Source organism: Aneurinibacillus migulanus (assembly GCF_001274715.1).
Lineage (GTDB): Bacteria > Bacillota > Bacilli > Aneurinibacillales > Aneurinibacillaceae > Aneurinibacillus > Aneurinibacillus migulanus.
This window is the reverse complement of record NZ_LGUG01000004.1, coordinates 3,774,811-3,793,228: the sequence shown is the minus strand read 5'-3', so window position 1 is coordinate 3,793,228 and position 18,418 is coordinate 3,774,811. Positions and strand designations below refer to the sequence as shown.

18 protein-coding genes, 4 pseudogenes and 1 riboswitch are annotated in these 18,418 nt (G+C 43.8%); of the genes and pseudogenes, 13 read left to right on the top strand and 9 right to left on the bottom strand.

Annotated features, from left to right (window positions below; genetic code table 11):
* Positions 1-113: 113 nt before the first annotated feature.
* The 4 genes and pseudogenes from AF333_RS19970 to AF333_RS19960 all read left to right on the top strand — a co-directional run.
* Positions 114-971, top strand: a complete 858-nt coding sequence (locus tag AF333_RS19970) for a LysR family transcriptional regulator (RefSeq protein WP_043064716.1) — start codon at positions 114-116, stop codon at positions 969-971.
* Positions 972-1,063: 92 nt separating this feature from the next.
* Positions 1,064-1,195 (top strand): hypothetical protein, encoded by a 132-nt coding sequence (locus AF333_RS36915; protein WP_268753647.1) that lies wholly within the window; start codon positions 1,064-1,066, stop codon positions 1,193-1,195.
* Positions 1,174-1,701 (top strand): annotated as a pseudogene (locus AF333_RS19965) (ABC transporter permease subunit); the annotation flags it as partial. The gene AF333_RS36915 and the pseudogene AF333_RS19965, both read left to right, overlap by 22 nt.
* Positions 1,686-2,207: pseudogene (locus AF333_RS19960) on the top strand (ABC transporter ATP-binding protein); the annotation flags it as partial. The pseudogenes AF333_RS19965 and AF333_RS19960, both read left to right, overlap by 16 nt.
* Positions 2,208-2,222: 15 nt before the next feature.
* Here AF333_RS19960 and AF333_RS37580 read toward each other — a convergent pair.
* The 4 genes and pseudogenes from AF333_RS37580 to AF333_RS35850 all read right to left on the bottom strand — a co-directional run.
* Positions 2,223-2,315 (bottom strand): annotated as a pseudogene (locus tag AF333_RS37580) (helix-turn-helix domain-containing protein); the annotation flags it as partial.
* A gap of 233 nt (positions 2,316-2,548) precedes the next feature.
* On the bottom strand, positions 2,549-3,310 hold the full coding sequence (locus AF333_RS19955; protein ID WP_043064717.1) for an HAD-IIB family hydrolase: 762 nt from the start codon (positions 3,308-3,310) through the stop codon (positions 2,549-2,551).
* Between the two features lie 107 nt (positions 3,311-3,417).
* Positions 3,418-4,797 (bottom strand): MocR-like pyridoxine biosynthesis transcription factor PdxR, encoded by a 1,380-nt coding sequence (gene pdxR, locus AF333_RS19950; RefSeq protein ID WP_043064718.1) that lies wholly within the window; start codon positions 4,795-4,797, stop codon positions 3,418-3,420.
* A gap of 134 nt (positions 4,798-4,931) precedes the next feature.
* On the bottom strand, positions 4,932-5,087 hold the full coding sequence (locus tag AF333_RS35850) for a hypothetical protein (protein ID WP_235496698.1): 156 nt from the start codon (positions 5,085-5,087) through the stop codon (positions 4,932-4,934).
* Positions 5,088-5,223: 136 nt separating this feature from the next.
* On the opposite strand from AF333_RS35850, the gene AF333_RS33825 reads away from it, so the two are divergent.
* Complete coding sequence (locus AF333_RS33825) at positions 5,224-5,400, top strand: hypothetical protein (RefSeq protein ID WP_158502326.1); 177 nt, start codon at positions 5,224-5,226, stop codon at positions 5,398-5,400.
* A 112-nt stretch (positions 5,401-5,512) separates the two neighbouring features.
* Here AF333_RS33825 and AF333_RS35845 read toward each other — a convergent pair whose 3' ends face one another.
* A complete protein-coding gene (locus AF333_RS35845; RefSeq protein WP_235496696.1) occupies positions 5,513-5,701 on the bottom strand; it encodes a hypothetical protein in 189 nt (62 codons plus the stop codon).
* 132 nt (positions 5,702-5,833) lie between these two features.
* Between AF333_RS35845 and AF333_RS34195 the strand changes: the two genes are divergently transcribed.
* Positions 5,834-6,151, top strand: a complete 318-nt coding sequence (locus AF333_RS34195; protein ID WP_043064719.1) for a hypothetical protein — start codon at positions 5,834-5,836, stop codon at positions 6,149-6,151.
* Positions 6,152-6,674: 523 nt separating this feature from the next.
* Here the strand turns inward: AF333_RS34195 and AF333_RS32095 are convergent.
* Positions 6,675-8,837, bottom strand: a complete 2,163-nt coding sequence (locus tag AF333_RS32095; protein ID WP_175578004.1) for a hypothetical protein — start codon at positions 8,835-8,837, stop codon at positions 6,675-6,677.
* Between the two features lie 263 nt (positions 8,838-9,100).
* Here AF333_RS32095 and AF333_RS19935 point away from each other — a divergent pair, with 263 nt between their 5' ends.
* Complete coding sequence (locus AF333_RS19935) at positions 9,101-9,442, top strand: hypothetical protein (RefSeq protein WP_043064720.1); 342 nt, start codon at positions 9,101-9,103, stop codon at positions 9,440-9,442.
* A 107-nt stretch (positions 9,443-9,549) separates the two neighbouring features.
* Here the strand turns inward: AF333_RS19935 and AF333_RS35840 are convergent, their stop codons facing one another.
* The gene (locus AF333_RS35840; RefSeq protein ID WP_235496691.1) at positions 9,550-9,840 is read right to left on the bottom strand and encodes a hypothetical protein; all 291 of its coding nucleotides are present in this window, start codon (positions 9,838-9,840) and stop codon (positions 9,550-9,552) included.
* A 189-nt stretch (positions 9,841-10,029) separates the two neighbouring features.
* On the opposite strand from AF333_RS35840, the gene AF333_RS19925 reads away from it, so the two are divergent.
* Entirely contained in the window at positions 10,030-10,662 is a 633-nt protein-coding gene (locus AF333_RS19925) for an ArsR/SmtB family transcription factor (RefSeq protein ID WP_043064836.1), read from the top strand.
* Between the two features lie 177 nt (positions 10,663-10,839).
* A complete protein-coding gene (locus tag AF333_RS19920) occupies positions 10,840-12,150 on the top strand; it encodes an MFS transporter (RefSeq protein WP_043064722.1) in 1,311 nt (436 codons plus the stop codon).
* Between the two features lie 29 nt (positions 12,151-12,179).
* On the opposite strand, the pseudogene AF333_RS37575 reads toward AF333_RS19920, so the two are convergent.
* Positions 12,180-12,599, bottom strand: a pseudogene (locus AF333_RS37575) (hypothetical protein); the annotation flags it as partial.
* Between the two features lie 112 nt (positions 12,600-12,711).
* Positions 12,712-12,811: riboswitch (SAM riboswitch) on the top strand.
* A 167-nt stretch (positions 12,812-12,978) separates the two neighbouring features.
* On the opposite strand from AF333_RS37575, the gene AF333_RS19915 reads away from it, so the two are divergent.
* The 4 genes from AF333_RS19915 to AF333_RS19900 are packed head-to-tail and all read left to right on the top strand — an operon-like array spanning position 12,979 to position 16,887.
* The gene (locus AF333_RS19915) at positions 12,979-13,998 is read left to right on the top strand and encodes a sulfate ABC transporter substrate-binding protein (RefSeq protein ID WP_139188944.1); all 1,020 of its coding nucleotides are present in this window, start codon (positions 12,979-12,981) and stop codon (positions 13,996-13,998) included.
* A gap of 17 nt (positions 13,999-14,015) precedes the next feature.
* Positions 14,016-14,855, top strand: a complete 840-nt coding sequence (gene cysT / locus AF333_RS19910; RefSeq protein ID WP_043064723.1) for a sulfate ABC transporter permease subunit CysT — start codon at positions 14,016-14,018, stop codon at positions 14,853-14,855.
* Positions 14,856-14,882: 27 nt separating this feature from the next.
* Positions 14,883-15,740 (top strand): sulfate ABC transporter permease subunit CysW, encoded by an 858-nt coding sequence (gene cysW, locus AF333_RS19905; RefSeq protein ID WP_043064838.1) that lies wholly within the window; start codon positions 14,883-14,885, stop codon positions 15,738-15,740.
* A 4-nt stretch (positions 15,741-15,744) separates the two neighbouring features.
* Positions 15,745-16,887 carry a sulfate/molybdate ABC transporter ATP-binding protein gene (locus tag AF333_RS19900; RefSeq protein ID WP_074715045.1) on the top strand — a complete coding sequence of 381 codons (1,143 nt, stop codon included), beginning with the start codon at positions 15,745-15,747 and terminating at the stop codon, positions 16,885-16,887.
* 76 nt (positions 16,888-16,963) lie between these two features.
* On the opposite strand, the gene AF333_RS19895 is transcribed toward AF333_RS19900, so the two are convergent.
* Positions 16,964-18,127, bottom strand: a complete 1,164-nt coding sequence (locus AF333_RS19895; RefSeq protein WP_235356034.1) for a M20 family metallopeptidase — start codon at positions 18,125-18,127, stop codon at positions 16,964-16,966.
* Positions 18,128-18,418 lie beyond the last annotated feature (291 nt).

Below are 18,418 nucleotides of genomic sequence, written 5' to 3'. Positions count from 1 at the left end.
TATAATTGCGCTAACACATGGTATACTCATAGAGAACATCAAAAATGTCATAAGCATTTTTTCTCGTATCGGTGGGAAAAGTTAAATTTTATAAACTGGTATGGTGAATAGCAATGGATGAACGAGATTGGACAATGTTACATGCTCTTTATGAAGCAAAAAATATTACAAAAACTGCGGAAAAACTATGCATTTCTCAACCCGCGCTTACGTATCGTTTGCAGCGATTGGAGAAAGAGTTTGGCGTAACATTGGTCTATACAGGGAGAAAAGGAGTCGAGTTTACAGCACAGGGTGAGCATTTGGTTAGATATTCTGAAGATATGCTATTACAACTGCGTAAAACAAAAGAATATTTATTAAATATGGAGGGAAAGGTTCGAGGAACTCTAAGGTTGGGTGTTTCTAGCATGTTTGCTGGATATAAGCTTCCTTCCATTTTAAAAAACTTTCATAATGAATATCCCGATGTAGATTTTAATGTGACCACTGGTTGGAGTGCAGAAGTCATTAATTCTGTTTATAAGCATGATGTTCATGTTGGGATTGTTCGAGGAGATTATAATTGGCCAGAAGAAAAACATTTATTAATGGAAGAACCCCTCTTCGTGGTTTCAGATAGGGAAATTAGTTTAAAGGACCTTCCTAACTTACCGAGAATTAATTACAATACGGATACCTCATTAAAACTATTAATTGAAGATTGGTGGAAAGAAATGTATTCGCAGCCCCCCTCTATTATGATGGAGGTTGATAAGATGGAAACATGTAAGAAAATGACTCTAAATGGTCTGGGATATGCTATCCTCCCTGGTATTTTGTTGGATGAGAATGAAAAACTTTTTAAAATTAATTTAACATCAAAAAGTGGGATTCCTATTTTACGGAGAACATGGATAATTTACAGGAAAAAATCATTGGAAGTTTCAGTTGTTAAGGCATTTGTCGATTTTTTAAAAAGAATAAAGTAAAAGACGAGTAAGCATGAATCATAAGGGGGATGTGAAGACCGTAGTTATCACGGTTTGCACATCCCCCTTATTCTCAAGTATATACATCTGATTTGATACATCGACAAATTCTTATGGTAAGAAGTAAGAAAAGAAGGAAGGGGGGATGCGCCCTGCGCTCCAGCAGAAGAAACGTGTCTTTTTCCGACCGCTCCCGTCCACCGCCCTTCCTTCTTTTTGGTTAGGTCTAATGCTAATATAAGTATTTTCTGTTTATTTAGGTTGGCTTCCCACAGGAGGAAATGACTCATGGAGCAGTTATATCTTGCCTTCATTCGCGCTGGGATCAGGTGTAGCCGCTATTATTGCCCGGTTCACCCGCTCTTCTTTCATGGATATTTTGAAAGAAGATTATATCCGTACAGGTAGAGCAAAAGGCTTGCGTGAGAGTACAGTTATTTGGAAGCATGCGCTAAAAAATGCCATGATTTCTGTAGCCACAATGACCGGGCTTCAATTTGGGTTTCTGTTAAGTGGAGCTATTGTCGTAGAAACTGTATTTAACTGGCCTGGGTTAGGAAGGTTGCTCATTGATTCCATCTCTTTTCGGGATTATCCTGTCATTCAAGCGGCAACCGATAGCTTTAATAGCAGGCTATTTTATTATTTTTCTGCTGGTGCTCTCGATTATCGGCCCTTATATTGCGCCTTATTTATTTTTATAATGACAAAACGATGGTTCCTGCTGTGAATGGTGTAGATATTGGGATTCTTCAAGGTGAAACGGTCGGGATTGTCGGTGAGTCTGGGTGCGGCAAAAGTGTGACCTCACTTTCAGTCATGTGCTTATTAAAAGATACGCTTGGGAAAATTGTCGGGGGTAGCATTCAGTTTAACGGGAAAAACTTGTTATTTCTGTCGGAAGAAGAGATAAGAGAAATACGAGGAAAAGAAATTTCGATGCTATTTCAAGAGTCGATGACTTCGTTAAATCCCGCGTTTACGATTGGTGAGCAGATTCAGGAAGCTGTGGAGATTCATTTGCAATATGACAAAAAGAAAGCGAAAAATCATGTGATTCATATGTTAAAGCTGGTCGGTATTCCCCGTGCTGAAGAGATTTATCATGAATATCCGTATCAACTCTCTGGTGGTATGCGGCAATGTGTCATGATTGCGATGGCGATGTCATGTGAACCAAAATTGCTAATTGCTGATGAACCAACGACAGCACTCGACGTCACCATTCGTACCCAGCCCATCTAATCCTCCTGCTGACTGTGTAATGTAAAGACGTTCTGCTGCCTTTGTGATATTCTGTTCTTCATAAATATATTGCAGCATTAAACAATCTTTTTCATTCATTATAGAGACCTCCAAATTGATTTGTGTATAATATTTTGAATTATTTTTAATTATACATTTTTCATTCCGATTGTTCAATTTATAGCGCTAGTAAAATATAGATTTACCATTAAACAAATTTTATGTAAAAAGCCCAAATTCCTTCGTTTAATTTAAAGGTAATTGGGCTTTACTTATTTCGATAGTATACTTATTATCTGAAAAAGAAGGGGTCAACAGTTCTATTGATTTGTCTAAGTGAAAGCAATGCTAAGCTCTTGTAATTTCGCTATAATATTTTTTTCAATCTGCTCATCAACTAAGAGTCGTTCTTTCGCTATCATAAGAAGAGGTTCATATTCCCCAATAAGTACGGAATGGTGAGCTTTTTTGAACAAAGGAAGATCATTCATGTCATTTCCAAAGCAAATAAACGTTTCTAAGGGAAGACCTGATTGCTCCAAAGCGGCCATTTTATTTACATCTTTATAGGTTATATCCAAAATCCCTTCTGCAGAATGGTAATGAATCGTGACATCTAATTGTTTTATTCTTTCGGCAAGTTCTGCAAAGTGATTGCAAGATAAGACAACGATTTTAATAAAAGACTGTATTTGTCCAATCTCTACACGGTTGGCTAATTTAAGCGGATCTACATTTTTGAGAAAAGGATGAGGTGGCTCAAAATTACAAGCGTAATTCCATTTGTCATCAATAAGGTATTCAGCATGATAGTCATCGAGTATATGTATTATTTCTTCAGCTAATCCGGTAGGAATCGGAGAAAAATGGTGGGGCCTTCCCTCATAATACGTCATCGCTCCGTTCGCGCCGATTAAAAGATGATCCTCGAATCTGTCATCTAAAACGGGAAGCATATCGCGGCAAGGCCGTGCAGAAGCAAAGCCAACAAAATGGCCGGATTCCTGTAATTCCAATAAAAAATGTAAAATGTTCTTTGAGATAGGTTGTCCGTTAAAGCAAATCGTTCCATCCATATCAAAAATAAAGTTCATATATATAACCACCTTCATTATGTATGATATACATACATAGTAGATGGAACTTTTTTTCCGTTAAAGGGACAGAATAAATATAGTCAGTGGGACAAGATAAGAGGAATTTATCCAAACCAAGCTTCGGCTAACAACTTTATGCCATTGTGAATCTCACTAGGGCTTAGAGCTCCATAACCTAGCAACACCGTTGGATACTTTTCTTTGGTATGAAACCAATATCTTGATGTTCCATAGACTTTTACCCCTTTTTGTACGCCTAGCCCAATTAATTCGGCTTCTGTTTTATCTGTCTTTACAGTTAAGAAAGTATGCAGGCCCATGTCTTTTCCTTCGGCTTTAACTACGTGTCTCATGTATTGGGATATAGCTTCAAAAAAAATCTTTCGTTTCTCTTCGTATGTTTCTCGCATTTTTTGTAACTGTTTGTACCAATAGCCATCAGATAAATATTGTGAAAAAGTTAATTGATCAAGCCTGGAAACAGGTTGATCGTATTCTGTAACTTTTGAGTAAAATAAGGATAGTACATCATAAGGAAGCACGAGATAGCTTAAATTGAAGATAGGTACTAATGCTTTAGAAAATCTACCAATATAAATTGTCTTTTCAGGATATAGACTTTGAATAGAGGGCAAATAATCATTTTGATACTTAAACTCCCATTCATAGTCATCTTCTATAATATATGTATGTGAGTGAACCCAGGTAACTAATTCTTGCCTTTTATTTTGAGACATGTTCATCTTGTTCATAAACTGTTGAGAAGGACTTACATACATAACATTTGCATGACTATTCTCAAGCTCATCTATAGAAACCCCGTCTTTGGTCAGAGGAATAGGCTGGACTTGGAAACCATAGTTTAAAAATGTATTTCTTGCACCATCGTATCCGGGATTTTCCACACCGATGATGTGTTTATCAATTTCTAGTATTTGACATAAGAGAGAGACAAGCTGTTGGGGAGTAGACCCTACAACAATTTGCTCGGGGTTAGAGAGGACTCCTTTGGATTCATACAGTAATCTGGATAACTCCTTCCTCAATCCGTATTCTCCTTGAGATTTCCCTTCTACCATATAGTTCCTTTGATTATGAGCTATACATGCATTACGTACTTTATTCCACTGATGAAAAGGGAATGTATTAAGTTCAATGTTTCCATAACGAAAATCATAACGTATCGCTTGAGTTAAAGAAGTGTCTGATATAGCTATATCGTGATGGAGTTTTGTTTTCCCTTGATATACTACTTTATAGCCTCTTTTTGGAATGTTATGTATGTATTCTTCTGATACCAAAAGCTGATAAGCAACTTCCACCGTATTCTTGCTTACTTTAAACGATTGCGCACAGCTTCGTATGGAGGGAAGGAAATCATTATATTGTAATTGGCCATTAAGGATTTCATTTTTAAAATAACTATAAATTTGAAAAAAGATAGGCTTTTTGCTTAACGAAAGATTTAAAGAAAACTCGCGCACTGTATCTTTCCACCTCTATACTTTTGAGAATATAAGCTTGGATTTTCAAGTCCACATAAGTATAAATTATAACTTTTACTACAATAGTATATAACAATCAACTTCTTTCCCCCTATTTCTTTTGATCCGTTTCCCTATGCTATGTAAATTACATTTGATATTTTGACATGGTAGCGTGGTTGGAAGGAGGAGATTCGGAAAAAAGAAGAGGGTGGATGCGCCCTGCGATCCGGCAAAAGAAAGGCCAACGTGTCTTTTTCCGACCGCTCCCACCTACTTTGTAGAGTCATAGCATCTGTATATCCAAGTTTCATAGATTCCTTATACGAGAATCAGGCTTTAAACTAAATTTACTCCTCTCCAGTTTCCTTTTTATTTGTTCTTCATATATTAGTGATAAATTGAATGGAAAGGAGGGATATTCCTATGGCTCATGAACATAAAGAACATGCTGATGCGTCAGCTATGAAGAACAAACGTGATGCTGATGCTTTAGCTAAGAAAGAAAAACGTGATGCTGATGCTTTGGCTAAGAAGGAAAAACGTGATGCCGATGCTTTGGCTAAGAAGAAAAATCGTGATAGTAATCATAGTGACGAATAATTGTTCTTAAATAAAAAGTGCCTTGGTCCAGTACTGGATCGAGGCACTTCTTTGTACTAGAACCCTGTACTACCACGTCTAATGAAACACGAATTTTAATCGTCTATATCTGTCAATTTATATAAATTACACTTGATATTTTGACAGGGGAGTGTGGTTGGAAGGAGGCGATTCGGAAAAAAGAAGAAGTTGGATGCGCCCTGCGCTCCGGAAGAAGAAAGGCCAGCGTGTCTTTTTCCGACCGCCCACCACCCTTCCTTCTTTTCTTCCCTGTCACCACAAGAATTTGTCGATGTATCAAATCAGATGTATATAGCTACATCTTAATACAACAAAAAGCTTTGAAAATCAGGCTGCCCTTCAATAACTTCGTCTATAACGTGCATAGACATGTCTTCATACAATAATTTACGAAAGAAAGGAGGAATTTATTTTGAATATGAATGACGAACTTGAGTGCGAAAAAAATAGAAAAAAAGATAAAAACAGAAAAAAAAATAAAAGACTGAATGATAGCGAATTAGACCATGATATATCATTAGACAATGATGCAGATGTAGCAATAGATGTAGCGATAGACGTACAAGTAAAAACCGACGCCGATGTGTTAGCTACGAAGAAAAAACGTGATGCTGATGCTTTAGCTAAGAAAGAAAAACGCGATGCAGATGCTTTAGCTAAGAAGAAAAAGCGCGATGCAGATGCGTTAACTAAGAGGGAAAAACGTGATAGTAATCATAGTGACGAATAATTGTTTTTAAATAAAAGGTGTCTTGATTCAGTACTGGATCAAGGCACTTTTTTGTGCTAGAACTCTGTACCACCACGCCTAATGAAACACAAATTTCAGTTATGCGTGCTTGTCAATTTATATAAATTACACTTTCCGCCCACCGCCCGTCCTTCTTTTCTTACCTCTCACCACAAGAATTTGTCGATGTATCAAATCACATGTATATAGTTACACCTTAGTGCAAAAAAAGCTTTGAAAATCAGGCTGCCCTTCAATGACTTCGTCTATAACGTGCAGGGACATGTATTCATACAATAATTTACCAAAGAAAGAAAGGAGGATTTATTTTAAATATTAACGACGAGTTTAGGTGAAAAAAGATAGAAAAAAGGAGGAATTTATTTTGAATATGAACGACGAATTTAAGTACGAAAAAGACAGAAAAAAAGATAAAGACAAAGACAGAAAAAAAGATAAAAAACATAAAGACAGAAAAAAAAATAAAAGACTGAATGATAATGAATTAGACCAGGATATATCATTAGACAACGATGCAGATGCAGATATAGCAATAGATGTAGAAGCACAAGCCGATGCGGACGCGAAAGCGAAAGCTGATGCGGATGCGGATGCGAAAGCGAAAGCGAAAGCCGATGCCGACGCGGATGCCGACGCCGACGCTGACGCCGACGCTGACGCGGATGCTGACGCTGACGCTGACGCGGATGCTGACGCGGATGCTGACGCCGACGCGGATGCAGATGCCGACGCCGATGCAGATGCTGACGCGGATGCGGATGCCGATGCCGATGCGGACGCGGATGCCGACGCGGATGCGGATGCCGACGCGGATGCTGACGCCGATGCGGATGCGGACGCGGATGCCGACGCGGATGCCGACGCCGATGCTGACGCGGATGCCGATGCGGATGCCGATGCGGACGCGGATGCAGACGCTGATGCGGACGCCGACGCGGATGCAGATGCCGATGCTGACGCAGATGCCGACGCAGATGCCGACGCAGATGCCGACGCAGATGCCGATGCGGATGCTGACGCTGATGCGGATGCTGACGCTGACGCGGACGCCGATGCAGATGCCGACGCAGATGCCGACGCTGATGCCGACGCAGATGCCGATGCGGATGCTGACGCTGATGCGGACGCCGATGCAGATGCCGATGCAGATGCCGACGCTGATGCCGACGCTGACGCTGATGCCGACGCTGATGCAGACGCTGACGCGGATGCTGACGCTGACGCGGATGCTGACGCGGATGCTGACGCCGACGCTGATGCAGATGCCGACGCCGATGCAGATGCTGACGCTGACGCGGATGCTGACGCGGATGCTGACGCCGACGCGGATGCCGACGCCGATGCAGATGCTGACGCCGATGCGGATGCCGATGCCGATGCCGATGCGGACGCTGATGCCGACGCCGATGCGGATGCCGACGCGGATGCAGACGCTGACGCGGATGCTGACGCTGACGCTGACGCTGACGCGGATGCCGATGCCGATGCGAAGGCGAAAGCCGATGCCGACGCAGATGCGGATGCCGACGCGGATGCCGACGCTGACGCGGATGCCGATGCAGACGCGGATGCAGACGCTGATGCAGACGCCGACGCTGATGCGGATGCCGACGCCGACGCCGACGCCGATGCCGACGCCGACGCGGATGCAGACGCTGACGCCGATGCTGACGCGGATGCCGACGCCGACGCGGACGCTGATGCTGACGCGGATGCCGACGCCGACGCTGATGCTGACGCGGATGCGGATGCAGACGCTGATGCGGATGCTGACGCTGATGCGGATGCCGATGCAGACGCGGATGCAGACGCTGATGCAGACGCCGACGCTGATGCGGATGCGGATGCCGACGCAGATGCCGATGCGGATGCAGACGCTGATGCGGATGCGGATGCCGACGCAGATGCAGACGCTGATGCGGATGCCGATGCCGACGCTGATGCGGATGCCGACGCTGATGCGGATGCCGACGCGGATGCGGATGCGGATGCGGATGCCGATGCTGACGCTGATGCGGATGCGGATGCCGACGCAGATGCCGACGCTGACGCTGATGCGGATGCCGACGCCGATGCAGATGCCGACGCCGATGCAGATGCTGACGCGGATGCCGATGCGGATGCCGATGCGGACGCTGATGCCGACGCAGATGCTGACGCGGATGCCGACGCCGATGCAGATGCTGACGCCGATGCAGATGCCGATGCCGATGCCGATGCCGATGCTGACGCGGATGCCGACGCCGATGCGGATGCGGACGCGGATGCGGATGCTGACGCCGATGCAGATGCTGACGCTGATGCCGATGCGGATGCCGATGCTGACGCTGATGCCGACGCGGATGCGGATGCCGACGCGGATGCGGATGCTGACGCTGATGCCGATGCGGATGCTGACGCTGATGCCGACGCGGATGCGGATGCGGATGCTGACGCCGACGCTGATGCCGACGCGGATGCGGATGCTGACGCCGACGCGGATGCCGACGCTGATGCAGATGCGGACGCCGACGCTGATGCCGACGCTGATGCAGATGCGGACGCGGATGCGGACGCGGACGCCGACGCCGATGCAGATGCCGACGCGGATGCGGATGCGGATGCCGACGCGGATGCGGACGCGGACGCCGACGCCGACGCTGACGCAAGAGCAAGTTCTGGACACAATACGTTTAAAAACGGAAACAATACCATTATCAACGTAACGGATAATAGTCCTGCATATATGGCTATGACTCTATCTACACTTACTATGTTGCAAACCTTAAAGGAAAATCAGAATTCAGAAAATATAGAAGCCCTAATCTCTAACCTTACTAATACACTCAACCAATTGTTACAAGTACAAAACGGTAATCGTAAAGCTATCACGGATGCTATTAAGGCTATCAAAAAAGACTAAGAAGTGAAAAGCTTGGAGGAGATTGTATGTCACGAACAAACATCTCACGTTGTACACTTTCGCCGAAAAAAGATAACAATAACCTATATGTGAAAGTTAAAAACAGGAACGAAGCTCTTAGTCGTCAATTTCAAATAAATGTATACGTTAAAGATTCGTCAGCAAAAGAATTGTTACCTGTTTATGCCGATGACCAGCTTACACATGTAGATACCTTAAAGCCTGGAGCAGAGAAAGTTTATAGAATAGACGTGTCGAGTGTAAAGGAAAAGGTAGTTTTTGAGATCGTTCAAAAAAAGGGAGGATCAGGTATTAAAGTTTCCAGAAACAGCAAAAATCCATCCTCCGTAGAATTACACATTAAATAAAAGCCATAAGACTTCGGGGCTGATGCTAAAAGGTTACTTTACGTGTCCTTTTGGGTCAGCTTCTTTTATTTAACTATCAATTTTAGTCAGTGTAACAAGCTATATAATCATAAATTCATGTGTATAATATCAAGTTTATTCCATTTTTCTTCCCACTTCTTTTTTTGAAGTCTATGTTCATAAACTTTAGCTTTTGTATTAGCATTACTTATATAAATTACACTTGATATTTTGACAGAGGAGTGTGGTTGGAAGGAGGCGATTCGGAAAAAAGAAGAGATTGGATGTGCCCTGCGATCCGGCAGAAGAAAGGCCAGCATGTCTTTTTCCGACCGCTCCCACCCATCGCCCTTCCTTCTTTTCTTGTCTCTCACCATAAACATTTGTCGATGTATCAAATCAGATGTATACAAATGGTATACCGTTACATTGCTATCAAGCTAAGAACTTCGAGTGCTATGGTTAAGCATAAAATAGCATGATTAAGTTGACTCTGAAGTATAAAACATCTAAAATGCAACTATTCAATAAAACAATTGAATAATTGAGGTGAAGCTTGATTGGTTCGAGAAAGAACATTAAAGGATATGTTGTATCAAGAATTTGCCCGCATTGGTAAAAGTCTTTCTAGTCCTAAAAGGTTAGAAATACTTGACCTCTTATCGCAAAGTCCAAAATCAGTTGAGGGATTAGCTAAGAATACGGGTATGAATGTTGCCAATGTGTCACAGCATTTGCAAACTCTCTACAATGCAAGATTAGTTAATTACAAGAAACAAGGTAATTTTGTTATTTATGAACTAGCCGATTCTGCTGTTTCAGAATTTATGAGTGCCTTACATAGTTTATCTGAGAAACAATTGGTTCAAGTACAACATATTAAAAAGGAATTTTTAAATAATCATTTCAAGATGGAGGGATTGTCACTATCAGCTCTAAAAAAACGGATGGAAAATGGAGATGTCCTACTTTTAGATGTAAGACCGAAAGAGGAATACGAAGAGGCTCATATTTCTGGTGCTGTATCCATACCAATTGAAGAATTAGAAGAGAAACTATCTTCTTTACCATCGAACTGTGATGTTGTTGCTTATTGTAGAGGTCCTTATTGCTTAATGTCTGTGGAAGCAGTTGAATTATTAAAAACAAAAGGGATTAATGCTTTTCGATTAGAAAAAAGTGTTCAAGATTGGCAGGAGTTTGTAAAACAAGAAGATTAAATAATGGAAGAGATAAGATGAAGTTAGGGATTATAAAGAGGATTTCAGTATAGGAGAGCAACATCTCTTAGTAAGACCTTTATCTATTCTTTACAATCTTAAAATTATAGGGGGGCACAATGAATAAAGAAGTTATAAAATATGTAAAGTCGGTTCCTTGGAAAGGTAGATTGAGTGATGTTGCATAAAGCCGATAACTCAAAAGCTTTAGAAAGTACACCAGCTTGGTTACGAAGTTACATCGATTCCCCAGAAAAGCAACGACAGATATATCAACGGACGTTAATCATTGTTGTCATTTCACAAATTTTTGGCGGTGCAGGACTTGCAGCAGGCGTAACCGTTGGAGCGCTTCTTGCACAAGATATGCTAGGTACAGATAGTTTTACAGGGATGCCGGCTGCGTTGTTCACTTTAGGATCTGCTGGGGCAGCACTACTTGTAGGGCGACTCTCTCAACGTTTTGGACGCCGTTTTGGACTCGCAACAGGATTCCTGACTGGCGGTATTGGCGCGATTGGGGTAGTGATTTCAGCAGCGAGTAATAGTATTCTACTTCTGTTTGCATCACTGCTAATCTATGGTGCTGGGACTGCTACAAACCTACAAGCACGCTATGCAGGCACGGACTTGGCAAACTCTACACAGCGAGCAACTGCAATCAGTATTGCAATGGTATCAACAACATTCGGCGCTGTTGCGGGTCCAAACTTGGTTGATGTAATGGGCGAATTTGCTATATCAATTGGCGTTCCTGCTCTATCTGGTCCATTCATTTTAGCTGCCGCAGCCTACATTCTTGCTGGTTTGGTGCTTCTAGCTTTACTTCGCCCTGATCCTTTCATTGTTGCGAAAGCAATTGCAGATGATATGAAGAAAGCGGACGATAGTAAACTTTTAGACAGGAATTCTAAAGCACCAGCAATTAACAAACGAGGAATTGTTGTCGGGGCTACGGTAATGGTCTTAACTCAAATTGTTATGGTTGCAATTATGACGATGACACCTGTACATATGGGGCATCATGGACATAGCTTGAAAGAAGTAGGACTGGTAATTGGCTTCCATATAGGCGCAATGTACCTACCATCTCTTGTGACTGGTATCCTTGTAGATAAGATTGGACGTACTACAATGGCAATTGCTTCTGGTGCCACTCTACTCGCTGCTGGTGTTCTGGCTGCTGTTGCACCTGCTGATTCCATTCTAGTACTTATCATTGCTCTCGCTTTGCTTGGGCTTGGTTGGAATTTTGGCTTGATTAGCGGTACAGCGCTCATTGTAGATGCAACTAACCCGTCCACTCGCGCAAAGACGCAAGGATCTGTTGATGTCTTGATCGCATTGGCGGGGGCATCGGGTGGAGCACTATCTGGCATGGTCGTAGCTCATTCCAGTTATACAACACTCTCACTTGCTGGAGGTATTCTTTCACTACTACTTATCCCTGTCGTTATCTGGTCCCGCAGCAATCAAAATAATGGCTAACGGAAGCTATTATTTGCATTAGAGGATATTTAAATGACACCCAATATATCAAAGACTGCTTTCTTCTCGTATTGATGAGATTTTCGCCCGTTTTGCTGTAGGAGGTTGAACAGGCGAATGAGCATTTTTGATAGCTTTTGGGTGTTGATTTGTATATATAAGTTACACTTAATATTTGAATAGGGTAGTGTGGTTGGAAGAAGGAGGAATGGAGAAAGAAGAGGGTGGATACGTCCTGCGCTCCGGCAGAAGAAAGGCCAGCATGTCTTTTTCCGACCGCTCCTGCCCACCGTCATTCCTTCTTTTCTTCCCTCTCACCACAAGAATTTGTCGATGTATCAAATCAGATGTATATAGTTCGCTTTGTATTCACTAAGCTCCTGTTTTTTCTTTGTGAGGAGTAATTGGTGCATTTGAAACATGGTAGAAGAATACAGTAAAATGACAATCTTACCGGACCCAGTGTGAATAAAACGAAAATATTTCCTTTATTCCTACTTGACTAATGTGTAAAGTGAGAATAAAATGAAGTCAATTAATCGCATAAAAAATAATCGAATGCTCTTATCCAGAGAGGTGGAGGGACTGGCCTGATGATACCTCGGCAACCGGTATAAAGTCGGTGCCAATTCCAGCGGAACCACGTTCTGAAAGATAAGAGGTTAGACGTCTTTGTATTACTTGTTCGTCGGCCTCTTACCTACGTAAAGGGTCGATTTTTTTATCCATTTTATTTAAGAAGAGAGAGAAGGAGCGAGAATGATGCAAAGGCTACGAGAAGAAAACAAGAGAAAAAGAAAAGGGTTGCTTTACGGATTGGCGTTTAGTATGATGGCTGCCTTGACACTCGGTGGATGCTTCGGTTCTTCTAAAGAAGCGGGTGGCGCATTGACAGGCGGGGATTCTTCAGCAAAAGAGACAGTGCAAATCTTGAATGTGTCGTATGATCCAACACGGGAGTTATATCAAGAGTATGACAAGGCATTTTCTGCTTATTGGAAGAAAAAGACGGGTCAAACAGTGAACATTAAACAATCTCACGGCGGTTCAGGAAAACAAGCGCGGGCCGTTATTGATGGACTGGATGCGGATGTGGTAACACTGGCGCTTGCCTACGATATTGATGCTATCCAGAAGAAAGGGTTACTTAAAGAAAATTGGCAGAAGATTTTGCCTTCCAATAGTTCGCCGTATACTTCGACTATCGTATTTTTAGTGCGAAAAGGCAATCCGAAAAGTATTAAAGATTGGGATGACCTTGCTAAACCGGGAGTTTCCGTTATTACGCCTAATCCGAAAACTTCTGGTGGTGCGAGATGGAATTATCTTGCGGCCTGGGGATACGCGCTGAAGAAGCAGGGTGGAGATGAGAACAGGGCCAAAGAGTTTGTGACCAAAATTATTAAAAACGTGCCGGTATTAGATTCCGGTGCAAGAGGAGCGACCACGACCTTTGTCGAACGCGGTATCGGAGACGTATTGATCACATGGGAGAATGACGCTCTGCTTGCAGTTAACAAGCTTGGTAAAGGGAATTTTGAAATCGTTAATCCTTCACTTAGCATTTTGGCTGAACCGCCGGTAGCCGTGGTGGATAAGGTAGTAGATAAGCGAGGCACACGTGAGATATCTGAGGAATATCTTAAATATCTATATTCCGAGGAAGGTCAGGAAATCGCTGCAAAGAATTACTATCGCCCCGAATCGAAAACAGTTGCGGCCAAGTATGAAAAGCAATTTCCGAAAATTAATACATTTACGATCGATGAATTATTCGGAGGATGGGAACAGGCACAGAAAACGCATTTCTCTGACGGAGGGGTCTTTGACCAAATATACAAACCATAGAGTATGAGGAAAAAGAGATGAAAACAAAATGGAAACAATTTAGTGTATTGCCCGGCTTTTCATTAACGCTGGGTTTTACCATCTTTTATCTGAGCCTGTTTGTTCTTCTTCCGTTGTCGGCTGTTTTTCTTAAGACAGCGACAATGGATTGGGGAGCACTCTGGGCTGCAGTGACAGATCCGCGCGTACTGGCTTCCTATAAGCTAAGCTTTGGTGCTGCCTGTATCGCCGCGCTCATGAATGTAGTGTTCGGCCTTTTGGTAGCCTGGGTGCTCGTCAGATATTCCTTTCCTGGAAAACGTGTGATTGATGGATTGGTCGATTTGCCGTTTGCATTACCAACTGCTGTTGCAGGTATTGCGCTAACAGCCATTTATTCTGAGAACGGGCTCGTCGGCCATTATCTGCAATCGCTCGGGATAAAAGTAGCGTTTACACCGCTCGGTATCATTGTTGCTCTCACATTCATCGGGTTGCCTTTCGTTGTGCGCACTGTGCAGCCTGTCTTGGAAGATCTAGATACGCATGTAGAAGAAGCGGCGGCCTCGCTTGGGGCAACAGGGTGGCAGACATTTCGCAGAGTAATTCTGCCTGAATTATACCCGGCGCTGCTGACAGGATTTGCGCTTGCGTTTGCCAGGGCTTTAGGAGAGTACGGTTCTGTCGTATTCATTTCAGGCAATATGCCGATGTACACCGAGATTACACCTTTACTGATTATGAGTAAGCTTGAACAGTTTGATTATGCAGGCGCCACGGCACTCGCCGCCGTTATGCTACTTGCTTCTTTTGTTCTACTTTTGTTTATTAATCTAATCCAATGGCGGACCGGCCGCCGTTATGCTGTTAAGGGGTGATAAACGATGAAGAACCCGATTCCGTCTATGCCAGTACAGCCGAAAAGCGGCGCAACAACGGGAGCGAAGAAGGACTCGTTTATCCGATGGCTGCTTATAGGTACCGCCTTCTTGTTTCTCTTTTTGTTTCTCTTGCTTCCTTTGTTTACGGTGTTTTACGAAGCGTTAAAGGAGGGGACACAGACGTACCTGGCTTCACTTACAGAGCCCGATGCGCTTGCGGCGATTCGTTTGACACTGCTGACGGCCGCTATTGCCGTTCCGTTGAACTTAATATTTGGAGTAGCAGCTTCCTGGGCCATTGCCAAGTTTGAATTCCGGGGCAAGCATTTTTTGCTTACGTTAATCGATTTACCATTTGCAGTATCACCCGTAATTTCAGGGTTGATTTTCGTACTGCTGTTCGGCACGGAAGGTCTGTTTGCTCCTTTGCTTGCGAAGTATAACCTGCAAATTATTTTTGCCGTGCCAGGCATTGTTTTGGCGACTGTATTCGTAACATTTCCTTTTGTAGCGCGTGAGCTGATTCCGCTTATGCAGTCACAGGGAACGGAAGAGGAGGAAGCGGCGCGCTCGCTCGGAGCGAGCGGGTGGCAGATTTTCTTTCGTGTCACGCTGCCGAATATGAAGTGGGGATTATTGTATGGTGTTATTCTCTGTAATGCGCGGGCGATGGGGGAATTTGGTGCTGTCTCTGTTGTATCCGGCCATATCCGTGGTCTGACGAACACGATGCCTTTGCATGTGGAAATTCTGTATAACGAATATAACTTTGTTGCCGCTTTTGCCGTTGCGTCTCTTCTGGCGCTTTTGGCGATAGTGACGCTCGTTGTAAAAAGCCTTGTCGAATGGAAAACGGTTCATCGGGAACATCCAGGGAGGTAGAAGCATGAGTATTACAGTGAAAAATCTTAGTAAGACATACGGTAGCTTTGCCGCATTGCACGATATTAATCTGGACATAGCTGAGGGGGAGCTTGTCGCATTATTGGGACCGTCTGGCTCCGGTAAGACAACACTATTGCGTATCATCGGTGGAATGGAGGTATCGAATTCGGGGAGTGTGCTGCTAGATAACGAAGATCAAGCAGGCAGAAATATTCGTGACCGGCACATTGGCTTCGTCTTTCAGAATTATGCCCTATTTCGTCACATGACGGTTTTTGAGAATGTGGCGTTCGGTCTTCATGTACGTTCCCGTAAGCTTCGGCCGTCTAAAAAGGAAATTCGCGACCGGGTGTTAGAGCTTTTGAAATTAGTACAGCTGGAGGGCCTGGAAAAACGATATCCGTCTCAATTATCGGGCGGGCAGCGCCAGCGTGTAGCACTGGCGCGGGCGCTGGCGATCAAGCCGAAGGTGCTGCTGCTTGATGAACCTTTTGGAGCATTGGATGCCAAAGTGCGGCAGGAGCTACGGCGCTGGTTACGTAAGCTGCATCATGAGCTGAATATTACGACGATTTTTGTTACACACGATCAGGAGGAGGCGCTGGAGGTGGCAGACCGGATCGTAGTAATGAATAAAGGGAAAATCGAGCAGGCAGGTACGCCGGAAGATATTTACCATAAGCCAGCAGGTTCCTTTGTCTATCGTTTTCTCGGGCAGGTTAACCACATACAGGGCTATATCCGAAATGGAAACGTGCATATTGGCCCTTTGACATTAAAAACAGTAGCGCCCGTGTCTGCAAACGAGGAAGGTGTTGACGTATTCGTTCGCCCGCATGAAGTTGAGCTTGCCAGTGAATGTACTACGCCCGATATGATTGCAGCCAGGGTAAGCCATATATACCAAGCTGGGTCCAGAGTAAAGATTGAACTGGAAGCAGAAGGGATTAAAGAGACGATTGAGGCAGAGGTAACAGAAGAATATCGACGCCAGATCGGATTATTACGCAATCAGTATGTATATATCGCCTTTAAAAAAGCGAAGCTGTCCGGGTCGGATGGAGAGCTGATTGATTATGAGGCATCTTATGCGTTACCGTCCCTTCAACCAAAAGAAGAGGCGAGGATTCCTCAAATTTCATAATGAGCGCTTCTCAAGACAAAAAAGCTCCTTTTGCATAGGCAGAAGGAGCTTTTTATCTTGCTGCAGGATGGTAGGGTTAGTTGTGGAGACGTTGACTTTCTTTTTCCACGAATGTAAACACGGTGTGTACGAACATTTTGACACCGGTTTCCAGCGCATCTTCATCGACGGTGAAACGGGGATGATGGTGCGGATAGATAATACCTTTTTCTTTGTTGCCCGCTCCGATATAGAAAAACGTACCGGGAGCTTCTTGCTGGAAAGCAGAAAAATCTTCACCGGCCATATTCGGTTTCATTTTGTCTAACGCCTCTTCGCTGAATATATCAAGAACCGTCTCTTCGACAATACGGGTCGTTTGCTCATGGTTGACGACTGGATGGTAACCGAACACATATTGTAAATCGTAGGTAGCTCCATGGGCTTCTGTAACACCTTTAATCACTCTTTCCATCAGTACGGGTAACGATTGGCGTACCGACTGATTAAGCGTGCGTACGGTGCCGCGGATTTGCACCGAATCGGGAATAACATTGAATGTTGTCCCGGCAACAAACTGAGTTACCGAAAGAACAGTGTGCTCCAGCGGGTCCGTGTTTCGGGATACGATATGCTGCAGGTTGGTAACAACCTGAGAACCTACTGCAATGCTGTCAATCGTTTGATGGGGCAATGCGGCATGCCCTCCCTTACCCTGGATGATAAGAGTAAATTTATCCATAGACGCCATCATTGGACCGTACACGATGCCTACTTTTCCGATATCGAGTGAGGCCCACAGATGAATGCCGAAGACAGCATCGACGCCGTCCATTGCACCTGCCTGCACCATTTCCTGTGCACCGCCTGGCCATGTTTCTTCCGCATGCTGGAACAAAAACCGGATTTCCCCCTGCACGTGTTCCTGTAGTCGGACAAGCGCTTTAGCCGTGCCAAGCAGAATGGCGGTATGGCCGTCATGACCGCACGCATGCATGACTCCTTTGTTTTGTGAAGTGAAAGCAAACGTATTTTCTTCCTGAATAGGCAATGCGTCCATATCCGCTCTGAGGGCTACTACCGGACCGGGCTGACGCCCGATAAGACGGGCCATAACGCTTGTAGCAGTTGGACGGGATACGTCGAGGCCGCCGAAAGATTGTAGCGTCTCATAAACAAATTGAGATGTTTTATGCTCGTGAAAAGACAATTCGGGATGCTGATGTAGGTAGCGTCTCCACCTAATGACGTCTTGTTTCATTTCACTGATAATGCTATCGATTGTTTGCTTTGTTTCAGTTTTCACAGGGAACCTCCTTTGATTTATTCGTAAAGGCATGATGTAAACCTCATGATAAATCTGTTTAAACAAAATCGTCAATCTAGTTTGATGATTCTAATAAGTAGAAGCTAAATATTTTATGAGTGTTTTTTCATTTTTTATGCGGTTCGATCGTGGCGAATCTCTTAGATTTTTACGTTATTATCTATACAGCGGTATATAGGTTATGCTATAATTTTAGGGAAAAGTTTCCATGAAGGAGGTGCGGGT

Coding starts and splice junctions, on each gene's coding strand:
- AF333_RS33825 (WP_158502326.1), top strand. CDS start 5,224: ATGGCTCATGAACATAAAGAACATGCTGATGCGTCAGCTATGAAGAAC.
- cysT (WP_043064723.1), top strand. CDS start 14,016: ATGAAAACAAAATGGAAACAATTTAGTGTATTGCCCGGCTTTTCATTA.
- AF333_RS19970 (WP_043064716.1), top strand. CDS start 114: ATGGATGAACGAGATTGGACAATGTTACATGCTCTTTATGAAGCAAAA.
- AF333_RS19955 (WP_043064717.1), bottom strand. CDS start 3,310: ATGAACTTTATTTTTGATATGGATGGAACGATTTGCTTTAACGGACAA.
- AF333_RS19895 (WP_235356034.1), bottom strand. CDS start 18,127: ATGAAACAAGACGTCATTAGGTGGAGACGCTACCTACATCAGCATCCC.
- AF333_RS35850 (WP_235496698.1), bottom strand. CDS start 5,087: ATGACTCTACAAAGTAGGTGGGAGCGGTCGGAAAAAGACACGTTGGCC.
- AF333_RS19935 (WP_043064720.1), top strand. CDS start 9,101: ATGTCACGAACAAACATCTCACGTTGTACACTTTCGCCGAAAAAAGAT.
- AF333_RS19900 (WP_074715045.1), top strand. CDS start 15,745: ATGAGTATTACAGTGAAAAATCTTAGTAAGACATACGGTAGCTTTGCC.
- cysW (WP_043064838.1), top strand. CDS start 14,883: ATGCCAGTACAGCCGAAAAGCGGCGCAACAACGGGAGCGAAGAAGGAC.
- AF333_RS19920 (WP_043064722.1), top strand. CDS start 10,840: ATGTTGCATAAAGCCGATAACTCAAAAGCTTTAGAAAGTACACCAGCT.
- AF333_RS19925 (WP_043064836.1), top strand. CDS start 10,030: ATGTTGTATCAAGAATTTGCCCGCATTGGTAAAAGTCTTTCTAGTCCT.
- AF333_RS19915 (WP_139188944.1), top strand. CDS start 12,979: ATGATGGCTGCCTTGACACTCGGTGGATGCTTCGGTTCTTCTAAAGAA.